This is a genomic window from Acidovorax sp. sif0632 (assembly GCF_019218805.1).
Taxonomy (GTDB): Bacteria; Pseudomonadota; Gammaproteobacteria; order Burkholderiales; family Burkholderiaceae_C; genus Acidovorax; species Acidovorax facilis.
Genome location: NZ_JAHUWW010000014.1, coordinates 1 through 13,580, shown reverse-complemented (window position 1 = coordinate 13,580; position 13,580 = coordinate 1). Strand labels below are relative to the sequence as shown.

General features: G+C 63.9%; 13 protein-coding genes and 4 tRNA genes. 10 read left to right on the top strand and 7 right to left on the bottom strand.

Annotated elements, in window-relative coordinates:
* The coding region (locus KW832_RS25520; protein ID WP_218301923.1) for a hypothetical protein at window positions 1-252 on the top strand (252 nt) is incomplete at its 5' end.
* A 178-nt stretch (window positions 253-430) separates the two neighbouring features.
* On the opposite strand, the gene KW832_RS25515 is transcribed toward KW832_RS25520, so the two are convergent.
* The 3 genes from KW832_RS25515 to KW832_RS25505 are packed head-to-tail and all read right to left on the bottom strand — an operon-like array spanning window position 431 to window position 2,563.
* The gene (locus KW832_RS25515) at window positions 431-973 is read right to left on the bottom strand and encodes a TPM domain-containing protein (protein ID WP_218301924.1); all 543 of its coding nucleotides are present in this window, start codon (window positions 971-973) and stop codon (window positions 431-433) included.
* A gap of 2 nt (window positions 974-975) precedes the next feature.
* Window positions 976-1,914 (bottom strand): YgcG family protein, encoded by a 939-nt coding sequence (locus KW832_RS25510; protein ID WP_218301925.1) that lies wholly within the window; start codon window positions 1,912-1,914, stop codon window positions 976-978.
* A 37-nt stretch (window positions 1,915-1,951) separates the two neighbouring features.
* On the bottom strand, window positions 1,952-2,563 hold the full coding sequence (locus tag KW832_RS25505) for a LemA family protein (RefSeq protein WP_255577960.1): 612 nt from the start codon (window positions 2,561-2,563) through the stop codon (window positions 1,952-1,954).
* A 225-nt stretch (window positions 2,564-2,788) separates the two neighbouring features.
* Between KW832_RS25505 and KW832_RS25500 the strand changes: the two genes are divergently transcribed.
* The 3 genes from KW832_RS25500 to KW832_RS25490 all read left to right on the top strand — a co-directional run bounded on the left by KW832_RS25500 (window position 2,789) and on the right by KW832_RS25490 (window position 4,890).
* Window positions 2,789-3,238: a nuclear transport factor 2 family protein gene (locus tag KW832_RS25500; RefSeq protein WP_055401297.1), complete on the top strand. Its 450-nt coding sequence runs from the start codon at window positions 2,789-2,791 to the stop codon at window positions 3,236-3,238.
* 64 nt (window positions 3,239-3,302) lie between these two features.
* Window positions 3,303-4,325, top strand: a complete 1,023-nt coding sequence (locus KW832_RS25495; RefSeq protein ID WP_218301926.1) for a YheT family hydrolase — start codon at window positions 3,303-3,305, stop codon at window positions 4,323-4,325.
* Window positions 4,318-4,890 (top strand): DUF2946 family protein, encoded by a 573-nt coding sequence (locus tag KW832_RS25490; protein WP_218301927.1) that lies wholly within the window; start codon window positions 4,318-4,320, stop codon window positions 4,888-4,890. The genes KW832_RS25495 and KW832_RS25490 overlap by 8 nt, the downstream gene beginning before the upstream one ends.
* A gap of 91 nt (window positions 4,891-4,981) precedes the next feature.
* Here the strand turns inward: KW832_RS25490 and KW832_RS25485 are convergent, their stop codons facing one another.
* The 4 genes from KW832_RS25485 to KW832_RS25470 form a co-directional block, all read right to left on the bottom strand.
* Window positions 4,982-5,848, bottom strand: a complete 867-nt coding sequence (locus KW832_RS25485) for a cytochrome c5 family protein (RefSeq protein WP_218301928.1) — start codon at window positions 5,846-5,848, stop codon at window positions 4,982-4,984.
* A 171-nt stretch (window positions 5,849-6,019) separates the two neighbouring features.
* Complete coding sequence (locus KW832_RS25480; protein ID WP_218301929.1) at window positions 6,020-7,435, bottom strand: efflux transporter outer membrane subunit; 1,416 nt, start codon at window positions 7,433-7,435, stop codon at window positions 6,020-6,022.
* On the bottom strand, window positions 7,428-10,583 hold the full coding sequence (locus tag KW832_RS25475) for an efflux RND transporter permease subunit (protein WP_218301930.1): 3,156 nt from the start codon (window positions 10,581-10,583) through the stop codon (window positions 7,428-7,430). Before KW832_RS25475 ends, KW832_RS25480 begins: the two co-directional genes overlap by 8 nt.
* Before the next feature lie 13 nt (window positions 10,584-10,596).
* Window positions 10,597-11,856 carry an efflux RND transporter periplasmic adaptor subunit gene (locus KW832_RS25470; RefSeq protein ID WP_218301931.1) on the bottom strand — a complete coding sequence of 420 codons (1,260 nt, stop codon included), beginning with the start codon at window positions 11,854-11,856 and terminating at the stop codon, window positions 10,597-10,599.
* A gap of 192 nt (window positions 11,857-12,048) precedes the next feature.
* On the opposite strand from KW832_RS25470, the gene KW832_RS25465 reads away from it, so the two are divergent.
* The 6 genes from KW832_RS25465 to KW832_RS25440 form a co-directional block, all read left to right on the top strand.
* Window positions 12,049-12,708 (top strand): TetR family transcriptional regulator, encoded by a 660-nt coding sequence (locus KW832_RS25465; RefSeq protein WP_218301932.1) that lies wholly within the window; start codon window positions 12,049-12,051, stop codon window positions 12,706-12,708.
* A gap of 98 nt (window positions 12,709-12,806) precedes the next feature.
* Window positions 12,807-12,882: transfer RNA gene (locus KW832_RS25460), tRNA-Arg, on the top strand.
* 104 nt (window positions 12,883-12,986) lie between these two features.
* Window positions 12,987-13,072 (top strand) — tRNA-Tyr (locus KW832_RS25455).
* 73 nt (window positions 13,073-13,145) lie between these two features.
* Window positions 13,146-13,219, top strand: a tRNA-Gly gene (locus KW832_RS25450).
* A 61-nt stretch (window positions 13,220-13,280) separates the two neighbouring features.
* A tRNA-Thr gene (locus tag KW832_RS25445) sits at window positions 13,281-13,355 on the top strand.
* 74 nt (window positions 13,356-13,429) lie between these two features.
* Window positions 13,430-13,580, top strand: a 151-nt coding sequence (locus KW832_RS25440; RefSeq protein ID WP_255577894.1) for a GTP-binding protein, incomplete at its 3' end; no start/stop codon positions are given.

Below are 13,580 nucleotides of genomic sequence, written 5' to 3'. Positions count from 1 at the left end.
GTCTCAAAAAAGCCGGGTCAAAAAACCATTCCTGAACCGGGTTCGGTGAGTCGCCTTGCGGGTTCGGCTCATCGATGGGTTGAACTGTACGCGGGTGAAGTCCAAAGAAAAACCACCGAGTCGCAAACTAACTGTTCCAGTATTGGAAACAATGAGCTGGGAACTTCGGTCGCGGATTTCGTAATGAGCGAGAAGATCGCCTTGAAACAAGGTGTTCTAGAGGAAAACCCTGCGGCTTATTTGGAACAGTGAGAATGCCCCGAAAGACATGCACGGTGCAGGAAGCGCCAGCCACTCCCCCAACAAACCGCGCTTCTGCTGGGCCCGCAAATCGCTTGGGCGGGCCGTCTAAAGCCCGCAGCGTCAACCCACTTTCTGGAGGCAACTCCGTGCGATCAGCCTCCCGCCGTGGAGGCTGCGCGCGCGATGTCTAGCGCAGCACCGGTGCGTCCGGCAATTCGTTGTGCCCGGGCGTATCGGGCAGGCGTGGAAAGTGGCGGGCAAGGCGCAAGGACACGGCGTCAATAGCCTGTGCGAGGCCCTCTTCGTACTGCTCCTGGCGAAAGCGGGGAGCCATCAGCGCAATCACATCGCGCCATTCGTCCGCTGCCACATGCCGGGCAAGGCCCCGGTCGGCCACGATCTCTATCGCGTGTTCGGCCAGCAGCAGGTAGATCAAGACGCCGTTGTTGTGCTCGGTGTCCCACACGCGGTATTTGCTGAACAGCATGAGGGCGCGTTCGCGCGCGCTGGCGTTGCGGCGCAGATAGCTCCAGGGCAGGCTGGCTTCGGCGACGATGCGGACCTGGCCCGTGTGCTGCTGCTCGCTGGCTGCCACCTGCCCGGCCAGGCGCTCCAGGGTGTCGCCGGGCAGCGCGCGGCGTGCCTGGGGCTCGCCCCAGCGATGGCGGGCCAGGCGCCAGAGGGCGGCCGGTAAGGTCGCTATGGAGGTGGTGGTTGATCCTGCACCCATGTTCACCAATCCCCCGAGGCGCCGCCGCCTCCAAAATCGCCACCGCCACCCGAGCTGAACCCGCCACTGTCGCTGCTGCTGCCACCGCCGCTCCAGCCTCCGCCGCTTCCTGCGCCCCAGCCACCGGCCGCCGCACCGCCTCGGCCACGCCGGGGGCTGCTGCTGCCGCCGGAACCTCCGAAGATCCAGGTATAGAGCAGCGCGAGCAGGCCCGCGCCGCCCGCCACAATCAGGCTGGAGGTGACCACAAAGGCCAGCAAGCCCACACCGCCGCCCATGAGCAAGCCCCCCAGGCGGCTGCCAAAAATACTGCGCGCCAGCGGCCCGGCCACCATCACACCGAAGAACAGGAAGACGGCGAGGTCCGTCCAGTCGAATCCGTCACGGCTGTTGTCTGGGCTGTGGGCCGGGTTGCCGCTGCTGGCCGGTGCTGGCAACGCCTCACCGGCTATGCGTGCGGAGAGCTGGATGACGGCGTCGCGCAGGCCGCCTGCATAGTCGCTTTGCTGGAACCGGGGCTTCATGGCGCCGTCGATTATGCGCGCCGCTGCAATGTCGGGGATGGCGCCTTCCAGGGTCTTGGCGACCTCGATGCGCATCTTGCGGTCGTTCTTGGCCACGATCACGAGCACGCCGTCACCCACGTCGCGGCGCCCGATCTTCCAGGTGTTGCCCACGCGGTTGGCGAACGATGCAATGTCTTCGGGAGCGGTGGTGGGCACCATCAGCACCACCACCTGCGCGCCCCGGGTCTGCTCCAGCGTTTGCAGCTGCGTCTCCAACGCGGCCTTGTCGGAGGCGCTCAGGGTGCTGGTCTGGTCGATGACGGGGCCGGTGAGCACGGGCACGGGCAACAGACCGCCGTCAGCATGCGCCCATGGGGCTGCAAATGCTATCAATAATATAGCTATCAGCGCTTTGCAGATAAGCGCTAGGGGCATATTTTTCTCAAATTTTCAGCGGTGGAGAGTACCGCGTTCAAGGCTTGGGCTTGGACGCGGAGAAATCCACGGTGGGCGGCGAGGAGATCTGGGCTTCGTTGGCCACGGTGAAGCTGGGCTTGGGCGCATAGCTGAACGCCATGGCCGTCAGGTTGGTGGGGAAGCTGCGCGCGAGCACGTTGTATTCCTGCACCGTCTGGATGTAGCGGTTGCGCGCCACGGTGATGCGGTTCTCGGTGCCTTCCAGCGTCACGCGCAGGTCGCGAAAGCCCTGGTTGGCCTGCAGCGTGGGATAGCGCTCGGATACCACCATCAGCCGCGACAGCGCGCCCGACAACTCGCCCTGCGCCTGCTGGAACTTGTTGAACGCCTCGGGATTGTTCAGGGTTTCGGGCGTGACCTGGATCGAGGTGGCCTTGGCGCGCGCCTCGACCACGCGCGTCAGGGTTTCCTGCTCGAAGTTGGCCTCGCCCTTGACGGTGGCGACGATGTTGGGCACAAGGTCTGCGCGGCGCTGGTACTGGTTGAGGACCTCGCTCCACGCGGCCTTGGACTGCTCGTCCAGCCGCTGGAAGTCGTTGTAGCCGCAGCCGGTCAATGCGCTGAGCGCCAGCAGGGCGGTCAGCAGGGCAAAAATGCGTTGGATCATGGTGGCTTCGCCAGGTGGAGTTCAGGGACAGTTTGGGGCACAGAGACAAGATGCCAAGGTGCCATCAACCGGCAGCTTGGCTGATTCTGCAACAAGTGCCGTCCCTGGTGCCACTTTCCGGGCGGGCCACAAGGCTTTGGGAGATGGCCGCACAATAGCAACCCGCACATGGCGGGCCGCATGGCCGCCGCGCCACCTTCCATCCCAGACGCCTCACCAACCACCATGCCCCGTTCTCGCGCCAGCGCCGCCACCCTCGGAGGTTCCTCGGACGAAACCGAAGCCGCGTTCTATGAGGCTTTGCAGCGGGGCGACATCGAGCTTTTGATGTCCTGCTGGGCAGAAGACGACGACATCATCTGCGTGCATCCCGGCGGGCCCCGGCTGCTGGGTGCTGGGGCGATTCGCACGGCGTTCGAGGCGATGTTTTCGCATGGCACGGTGCGGGCGCGGCCGTTGCAGGTGCACCGTGTGGTGGCGCTGACCAGCGCTGTGCACAGCGTGGTCGAGCAGGTCGAGGTGATGCTGCCCGACGGCCTGCACCAGGCCGTGGTGCTGGCCACCAATGTCTATCACAAGACCCCGGAAGGCTGGCGCCTGGTGGCCCACCATGCGAGCCCCGGCGTCGCGCCCGATGCGCAGGTGGTGGACGCCCAACGGCCCGTGCTGCACTGAGTGGTGGGGCCTTGAATCCAAGCCTGTTTAGGGTCTGGCGCTTGATAGGAAAGCGCAAATAGCTATGAAATATGTAGCACCTCGATGGTTGCCCGGTGGACAGCTCCAGACCATCTGGCCAGCCCTGTATTCGCGCCGCGTGTTCGGCCCCCGCCCCGTGTACCGCCGAGAGCGCTGGGACACGCCGGACGGTGACTTTGTAGACGTGGATTTTCTGCTGGAGGAGGGTGCCACGGCGCCTGCGGCACTCCGGCCGCTGTTGGTGGTCTTCCATGGCCTGGAAGGCTCGTCGCGCAGCCATTACTGTGAGGCCTTTGCCGACTGGGCGCGCGAGCGCGGTTGGGCCTGCGCCTTGCCCCATTTCCGGGGTTGCAGTGGCGAGATCAACCGGGCGCCCCGCGCCTACCACTCCGGCGACCACGCAGAGATCGGCTGGATGCTGCAGCGCCTGCGTGCGTCGCACCAGGGCCCCTTGGTGGCCGTGGGGGTCTCGTTGGGCGGCAATGCGCTCTTGCGCTGGGCGGCCGAGGTGGGCGAAGACGCTGCGCGCAGCGCCGATGCCGTGGCGGCCGTGTGCTCGCCCATCGATCTGGCCGCAGGGGGGCACGCCATCGGGCGTGGCTTCAACCGACAGGTCTACACACGCATGTTCATGCGCACCCTGGTGCCCAAGGCGCTGCGCAAACTCGCGCAGCACCCCGGGTTGTTCGATCGCCAGGCACTGATGGCCGCGCGCGACCTGTATGCGTTTGACAACGTGTTCACCGCGCCACTGCATGGCTTTCGGAACACCGAGGACTACTGGCAGCGGGCGTCGGCCAAGCCGCTGCTGCACCACATCAGAATTCCGGCCCTGGTGGTGAATGCGCGCAACGATCCGTTTGTCCCGGCCGCCAGCCTTCCGCTGCCGCACGAGGTGCGCAATGGGTTCGTCACGCTCTGGCAGCCTCCACACGGCGGCCACGTCGGGTTTGCCCATGGCCGCCTGCCGGGGCACGTGCGTGCCATGCCCGACGCGGTGGGCGGGTGGTTGGCGGAACACGCAGGGGCTCGGACGCGGGCGGGCGCACAATCGCCGCATGGATGACATCGTCAAACAGGCGCTGGCCAAGTGGCCCAACGTGCCCGACTGCTATGGCTGGCTGGGCCTGGACGCGCGTGGCCACTGGTACCTGCGCGATGACCAGGCCCAGGCAGGAGGGCCGTTTCCACACAGCAAGGGGTCCTTGCTGCAGCATGAAAAGCTCATCGAATTCATCGCGCGCAATTACGAAGCCGATGGGCAGGGGCGATGGTTCTTTCAGAACGGGCCCCAGCGGGTGTATGTAGAGTTGGAGGCTACGCCCTGGATCTGGCGCATGCAGTCCGATTTTTCGGTGGTGTCCCACACGGGCCGTGGCGCGGCGGTGCAGGACTGCCTGGTGGACGCGCAGGGCCATGTCTACCTGACGTCGGCGCTGGGCGTGGGCCTGGTGCATACGCTGGACGTGCCTCTGGTGGCCGAAGCCGTGGAAGCAGGGCGCTGGCTGCCGCAGGAAGTGCTGGCGGAAGAGTTGCCTGATCGCTACGGCTTTGTCATGAGCCCGCAGGGCCAGTGGGGTGCCCGCGAAACCCCTGGGTCACCGCGCATGGTGGATACAAAGCAATCCTGAAAAGCAAAAAAGCCGGTCCACTGAACCGGCTTTTTTTATGCCTGCATGCAATGCCCCAAAGGGTGCACCGCACATGCCGCAAGGGGAAGGCTTACTTGGCGGCGGCAGCCATGAACTCGACCGCTGCGCGCAGGTCGGCGTCTGACGCCTGGGCTGCACCGCCACGGGGAGGCATTGCGCCCTTGCCCTTGGCCACGCTGTTGTACAGCGCATCGATGCCGGCAGGCAGGCGGGCCGACCAGGCGGCCTTGTCACCAAACTTGGGAGCACCGGCTACGCCTGCAGCATGGCACACCTGGCAGGCCTGCTTGTACAGGGCTTCGCCTGCGCCCGCGGCGGCGGCCGCTGCCACCGGCGCGGCAGCGGCTGGCGCGGCTTCTGCGGCGGGGGCTGCCGCTGCCACCGGCGTGGCGGGGACGGCGGGAGCGGCTTCTGCGGCTGCCGGAGCAGCACCAGCCGCAGCGGGTGCTGCAGGCTCGGCAAATTTGGCACCGGCAGCATTGGCCATATAGGCCACGGCCCGTGCGATTTCGGTGTCGTTGAAGTCGCCACCACCTTGCGGTGCCATCGCACCCTTGCCCTTCAGGGCGGATTGCACCAGCGTTTCAAAGCCGGTGGCGATGCGGGCCGTCCAGGCGCCAGCGTCGGCAAATTTGGGAGCACCTGCGGCGCCGGTTGCATGGCAGGCGGCGCACTGGCCCTTGTACACCTCTTCGCCGGCCCGGAGAGGGCGGTTGGCGTCACGGATCTCGACCATGCCCACCTTCTGGATGCGCTCGGCAATGGCTTTCTCAGGATTGACGGCACCAGCGGCAGGCTTGTCTGCCGACGTGACGTACAGGACCAAGCCAATAATGGCAAAGATCGGAATCACAAACGAGAAAAGTACCGCGACCAGCAACTGCTTGGGGTTCTTGATCGGGCCGGTATGGGCTTCTTCGTGGTGGTTGTCGCTCATGACGTCCTCTGGTGTATCGGGGGCTTTGATGAAATCAACCTTAAATTATATCTGCGGGGCTGTTGCCTTCGGCTCAGGCCCGCGCGCGCCCTGTATCTCACCCCACACAGCTTGAGCCTGGCACGCGCCCGCAAACCAATGGGGGCCGCGCCAAGCTTGCCGCCGCCTGCGTCAGGAGGGGTTGCCTGCTGCCGTTTCGGGTGCACCGCCGCCCAGGGCCTTGTACAGCGCCACCTGGTTTTGCAATTGGGCAAGTTTCACCTGCACTACAGCCTGTTGCGCCGTGAACAGCGAGCGCTGGGCGTCCAGCAGGTCCAGGTAGCTCGACACGCCATTGCGGTAGCGCAGATCAGACAGTTGCAGCCGGGCGGCCTCGGCCTGCGCCTGCAGCTGTTGCGCCTGCGCCTGCTCGCCCAGCGTGGCTTGGCCGGCCAGCGCGTCCGACACTTCGCGAAAGGCCGTCTGGATGGCTTTTTCGTATTGCGCGACGGCGATGCTGCGGCCCGCTTGGGCGCTTTCCAGGTTGGCCTGGTTGCGCCCCGCATCAAAGATGGGCAGCAGCAGGGAGGGTGCAATCGTGAACCCCCACGAGCCGCTCTTGAACAGGCCCGACAGCTCGCCGCTCGCGGTGCCTGCCTGCGCTGTGAGCGAGATGCGCGGGAAGAACGCGGCCCTGGCGGCGCCAATGTTGGCATTGGCAGCAATCAGCTGCTGCTCCGCCTGGCGGATGTCGGGGCGGCGGGTCAGTAGTTCGGATGGGAGCCCCGCCGGCAGCTGTGCCATGGCGGGGGCGGCTGCCAGTCTGCTGCCTGTAAGGCTGGCGCGAATGTCATCGGGCAGGGCTTGTCCCAACAGCAACGCCAGGGCGTTTTCGTCGAGCGCGCGCTGGCGCTGTTGCTGGGCCAGCGTGGCCCGCGCCGCCTGGGTCAGTGACTCGGCCTGGCGAAAGTCCAGCTCCGAGGCCACGCCTGCATCGAGGCGCATCTTGGTCAATCGGATGGACTCCTCGCGCGAGGCGAGGGTCTGGCGCGACAGGTCCAGCAGTTCTTCATCGGCCAGCAGGTTCAACCAGCCGTTGGCCACGGCAGCCACGAGGCTGACCTGTGCGGCGTTGCGGCCTTCTTCGGTGGAGAGGTACTGGGCAAGGGCCTGTTCCTTGAGACTTGCAATGCGGCCAAAGAAGTCGATCTCCCAGGCCGAGACGGCCAGGCCCACGCTGAACGAGTTGGTCAGATCGCCGGACCCTGCGGCGGGCGCGCGGCTCGCGTTGGCGGCCAGGCCCACGCCGGGGTACAGGTCGGCCCTGCGCACCTGGAATGTGGCGCGGGCCTGCTCGATGTTGAGCACGGCCACGCGCAGGTCGCGGTTGTTGGCCAGGGCCACCTCGATGAGCTGGCGCAGCCGGGGCTCGGCAAAATAATCTTGCCAGGGCGCGGCAGTTGCTGTGCCTGGGGCTGCCGCGTCCGTGGTGGTATAGGTGGCCGGCACTGGCGCTGCAGGGCGCTCGTACGTGGGTATGAACGAACAGCCGGCCAGAAGCAGGGCCGTTGCAAGGGCGATGGCGGTAGTGCGTGGGTGATTAGTCATGGGTTCCAACTCCTGCTTCTTCTGCGTGGCGGCGGTTCATCTCCTGCTGGCGCGCGCTGCCCTTGAACAGACTGCGCACCACTACGAAGAACACGGGCACGAAGAACACGGCCAGCACCGTGCCGGTGATCATCCCGCCCAGCACGCCGGTGCCGATGGCGCGCTGGCTGGCCGAGCCGGCCCCCGACGCAATGGCCAGTGGCAACACCCCTAGGCCAAAGGCCATCGACGTCATAACGATGGGGCGGAACCGCAGGTGGGCCGCCGCCAGTGCCGACTCGATCACGCTCTTGCCCTGGGCTTGCAGGTCCTTCGCAAATTCGATGATCAAAATCGCGTTCTTGGCTGACAGCCCGATGATGGTGATCAGCCCCACCTGGAAGTACACGTCATTGGCATAGCCGCGCAGCAGGGTGGCCAGCAGCACACCCAGCACCCCCAGCGGCACCACGAGAATCACGGCCAGCGGAATCGACCAGCTCTCATACAACGCGGCCAGGCACAAGAACACGGCCAGGATGGCAAAGCTGTAGAGGATCAGCGACTGGGAGCCCGCCAGCTTTTCCTCGCGCGACTGGCCGGTCCATTCGAAGCCGAAGCCTGCAGGCAACTGGCCGGCGAGTTTTTCCATCTCTGCCATCGCTGCGCCCGTGCTGAAACCAGGGGCCGGTGCGCCCGAGATGCGCATGGCGGGATAACCGTTGTAGCGCACCGTCTGCTGTGCGCCGTTGACCCAGCGCGTTGTGGCAAATGCGGAAAGTGGCACAGGTTTGCCCTGGCTGTTGGCGGCGTTGATCTTCAGCAGATCGTCCGGCTGCATGCGTGCAGGCGCATCGGCTTGCACCACCACACGCTGCAGGCGGCCCTGGTTCGGGAAGTCGTTCACATAGCTCGAACCCAGTGCCGTGGACAGTGCCGAGTTGATCGCATCAAACGGCACACCCAGCGCATTGGCCTTGTCGCGGTCGATATCGATCTGCAGCTGGGGTGCGTCTTCCAGTCCATCCGGGCGCACCTGGGTCAGCACCTTGCTTTGCGAGGCCATGCCCAGCAGCTGATTGCGTGCCTTCACCAATGCCTCGTGCCCGGCGCCTCCTCGGTCCTGCAGGCGGAATGTGAAGCCGCTGGCGTTGCCCAGTTCAGGAATGGGGGGAGGGCTCAGCGGGAAGATGAACGCGTCGCGGATGCCCATCAGCCCGCCAAAAGCGCGGTTGGCCACGTCTTGCGCAGACTGACCCGGGCCGTGGCGCTCGCTCCAGTCCTTCAGGGTCACAAAGGCGAGGGCCGCATTCTGGCCCTGGCCGGAAAAGCTGAAACCCAGCACACCCACCATGCTTTGAACTTCGTGCTGCTTGAGGATGAATTCCTCAACCTGTTGCATCACGGCCAGCGTGCGTTCCTGTGTCGCACCGGGGGGCAGTTGCACATTGACGATGATGTTGCCCTGGTCTTCGCTGGGCAGGAACGAAGTGGGCAAGCGCATGTACACCACGGTCACGGCGCCGATGATGGCGGCGTAAATGACGAGGTAGCGCGCGGCCCGCTTGAGCATGCGCGCAACAAAGCCTTCGTACCCCTTGGCCGTGCGTGAGAAGCTGCGGTTGAACCAGCCGAAAAAGCCGCGTTTTTCATGGTGGTGGCCGGCTTCTACGGGCTTGAGCAGCGTCGCGCACAGTGCCGGTGTGAGCGACAGCGCCATGAAGGCCGAGAAAGCGATGGATGCCACCATCACCGCCGAGAACTGGCGGTAGATGTTGCCGGTGGACCCGGCAAAAAAGGCCAAAGGTACGAACACCGAGATCAGCACCACGGTCACGCCGATGATGGCGCCCGAGATCTGGCGCATGGCCTTGCGGGTGGCCTCCAGTGGCGAAAGACCCTCCTCGCTCATGATGCGCTCGACGTTCTCCACCACCACGATGGCATCGTCCACCACGATGCCGATGACCAGCACCATGCCGAACATGGTCAGCACATTGATCGAGAAACCCAGCGCCAGCAGTGTGGCGAACGTACCCAGCAGTGCGATGGGCACCACGATGGTCGGGATGATGGTGTAGCGCCAGTTCTGCAAGAACAGGAACATCACAAGGAACACCAGCGCCACGGCTTCCAGCAGTGTCTTGGCCACCTGGGTGATGGAGATGTCCACGAAGCGCGAGCTGTCGTAGGGGATGCTCCAGCTCATGCCTTCGGGGAAGTAGCGCGAGAGTTCATCCATCTTGGTGCGCACGGCCTTGGCGGCTTCGAGGGCATTGCCGCTGGGAGACAGTTGCACGCCGATGCCTACGGCGGGCTTGCCGTTCAGGCGTGCAGCCGTGGCATAGGCCTGTCCGCCCAGCTCGACACGCGCCACGTCCTTGATGCGGACTGTGGAGCCATCGGTGTTGGCGCGCAGAACGATGTTGCCGAACTGCTCCACGCTGGAGAGCTGTCCGTTGACCACCACGGTGGCCGCTATGCCCTGGCCCGCCACGTTGGGCAGGTCGCCGATGGTGCCGCTGGCTACCTGCGCGTTCTGCGCACGGATGGCGGCTGTGATCTCGGCCGCCGAGAGGTTGAAGCTCACCATCTTGGCCGGGTCGATCCAGATGCGCATGGCACGCTCGGTACCGAACAGCTGGGCTTGGCCAATGCCTTTCAGGCGCTGCAGTTCGGGCACCACGTTGCGCGATGCGTAGTCGCCCAGCGCCACCGTGTCCGTGGCCGGATTGGTGGACGAGAGCATGGTGAACAGCAGGAAGTTGGAGCGCGACTTGTCCACGCGCACGCCTTGCTGGGTCACTGCGGACGGCAGGCGTGGCGTTGCGCGTGACAAGCGGTTTTGCACATCGACCTGCGCCAGGTCGGCGTTGGTGCCGGGCTGGAAGCTCAGGGTGATGCTGCCGGAGCCATCGGCCTGCGCGACCGACTCCATGTAGATCAGCCCGGGTGAGCCGTTCATCTCGCGTTCAATCACCGACAGCACGCTGTCTTCGAGGGTTTGCGCGGAGGCGCCAGGGTAGGCAGCGTTGATGACGATGGACGGCGGCGCGACAGGGGGATACTGGGCGATCGGTAACTGCGTGATCGCCACCCCGCCCATCACCATGATGAACAAGGCAATCACCCATGCAAAGATGGGGCGGTCGATAAAGAACTTGGCCATGCTGGAATGCCCCTTATGGCTTCGATGCCGAAGCGGCCGATGCAGCGGGTGTGGCGGCCTGTGCCGAAGGCGCGCCCGGAGCTTGCCACGGGACGGGCTTTACGGGCGTGCCGGGAGGCAGCATCTGCAGCTTCTGGAAACCGTCCACCATGATCTTTTCTCCGGCCTTCAGCCCCTCAAGAACCACCCACCGGTTGTTTTGTGCGGCGCTGACCTTGATGGTCCGCTGGGACACCTTGCCGTCTTCGCCCACCACGCTCACGGTGTCGCCCTGCTGGGTGCGCGTGACAGCCTGCTGAGGCAGGGTGATGGCATTGCTGGCCTGGGCTTGCTCAATGCGCACGCGCAGGTACAGGCCGGGCAACAACTCGCCCTTGGGGTTGGGCACCTCGGCGCGCAGCGTGACCTGGCCCGTGGTGGCGTCCACCGACAGGTCGGTGAACAGCAGCTTTCCTGTCTGGGCGTACTCCGAACCATCGCCCATCACGAGTTTGACACTGGCGGCCTCTGCGCTGCCTGCACGCTTGAACTGTCCACTTTCCATGGCCCGTCGCAACTGAAAGACGTCGCCCGCCGATTGGGTGAAGTTCACGTACACGGGGTCGATCTGCTGCACCACCGCCAGGGGCGTTGCTTCGCCTTGTCCCACGAGCGCACCTTCGGTAACCAGAGCCCGGCCGATACGGCCCGAGATGGGCGAGGTCACACTGGCATAACCCAGGTTGATGTCTGCCGTGCGTACCGCAGCCCGGGCAGTGGCCACATCTGCCTGTGCCTGCTTTTCGGCAGCTTCGGCATTCACAAAATCCTGTTTGCTGATGGCGTTGGCACTCACCAGCGGGCGGTAGCGTTCCACTTGAGCACTGGCCTGTGCGAGGTTGGCCTGGGCCTTGGCCAGGCCAGCGCGCGCGCTTTCCGATGCGGCTGCGTAGGGGGCGGGGTCAATGCGGAACAACGACTGCCCTGCCTTCACATCACTGCCTTCCTTGAAAAGGCGCTGCTGCAGGATGCCTGCGGCGCGAGCACGTACTTGTGCAACCCGCGAGGCCTCCACACGGCCTGGCAATTCGGTGATCAAGCCGACATCGCCAGGCGTTGCCGTCACCACACCCACCTCAACAGGTGGCATTTGCGGCCCTCCAGCGGGTGCTTGGCCATCCGTCTTGCCACAAGAGGCGAGAAACAGTGTTGTTGCTGTCAAGGCAATCAGAGAGACAGCCCTGCGGGTGGGAAAGGCGCTAAAGGAGGGAGTTGCAGATGCATCACGCAGCATGGGAGTCCTTTTTGATGGGCGTCAAGGAATCGGGTTGTAGGGGATGGGCCGCTTGTCGAGGGCCCGACCAGGCCAGAGCCCGACAAAATAAGTGCGCGATTATACATACAGACATGAATGTATAATTGTGACGGCTGATGCCTTTGCGGATCGTGTGGGTACGTAGTGTGTAGAACGAGGAGACAAATACTAATGGCGCGTCGAACCAAGGAAGATGCGGTTGCCACGCGCAACGGCTTGATTGATGCGGCGGAGCAGGTTTTTCGAGAGAAGGGGGTCTCACGCGCTTCGCTGAGTGATATTGCGCAGGCTGCTGGGGCTACGCGGGGAGCGATCTACTGGCACTTCAAGGACAAGGTGGATCTTTTCAATGCCATGATGGATCGGGTGACACTTCCGCTGGAGCAGGGCTACGGGGAGTTTGAGAGCAGCACCTGCCCAGATCCTGTGCAGCGATTGCGCGCGGTGATGGCGCTCGTGCTGCGCGGCGTTGCCTCTGATGAGCGAACCCGCAGGGTTTTTGAGATCGCGCTCTACAAAGTAGAGTATGTGAGTGAGCTTGTGGGGGTGCGTGACCGCCATGTGGCTGCGTCGGAGGGTTTTACGCAGCAGTTGGCGCGTGATTTCGCGTTGGGGGCGCAGCACCAGGGGGTTGTCTTGCCGATGGCTCCGATCGAGGCGGCGATTGGTTTGCACGCCCTGTTCGATGGCTTGATTCGGAACTGGATCCTGAGCGAGGGTAATTTTGATCTTGTGGGTGTTGGTGGTGCCTGTACCGATGCCTTTTTGTTGGGGCTGGGGCTCTCGCTGCCGGTGTCCTCGGGTGCCGAGGTTTGTACTCTTCCTTCCTGATGTGTCATCCATTTCGTCGTCGTACGGAAGTCGGTTGTGATTGATTCCTTCGACGTGTGGTGGCGTGCGATAATGCGAAGCTGTGCCATTTCGGTCGTGCGGCTGTAGCTCAGTGGATAGAGTATTGGCCTCCGAAGCCAAGGGTCGTGGGTTCGATCCCCGCCAGCCGCACCATGGATTTGTATAGCTTTGCCTCCTGTCATGAACTTGGCGTGGTGGCTTGGCCTTATGAATTTCTCTGGACTGCAAAAAACTGGTGCTATAATTCGAAATTCTCCGGAGGGGTGCCCGAGTGGCTAAAGGGGGCAGACTGTAAATCTGTTGGCTTACGCCTACACTGGTTCGAATCCAGTCCCCTCCACCAGTGAATAGAAGTGATGAGGTTGGTGTTTGGTCTCGTTTTTGCGGGGCTGGGCGCGCAGAGACTGTTGGTCGATGCGGGAGTAGTTCAATGGTAGAACCCTAGCCTTCCAAGCTAATGACGCGGGTTCGATTCCCGTCTCCCGCTCCATTGCTTGTTGTGCTGGTTTTTTGAGTTAGAGATTTTGATGTCGCGCGAGCGGTGTCAAGTTGCCCATGTGGCTCAGTGGTAGAGCACTCCCTTGGTAAGGGAGAGGTCGCGGGTCCGATTCCCGCCATGGGCACCACTTTCAGGTGCGTCCGATTCTGGTTGCGCCGAGATCCAGTTGTATTGGTATAGATTTTTTTCGGAGTCGGAAAAATGGCAAAAGGTAAGTTCGAGCGCACCAAGCCTCACGTCAACGTGGGCACAATCGGCCACGTGGACCATGGCAAGACGACGCTGACGGCAGCCATCGCTACCGTGCTGTCCGCCAAGTTCGGCGGTGAAGCCAAGGCATACGACCAGATCG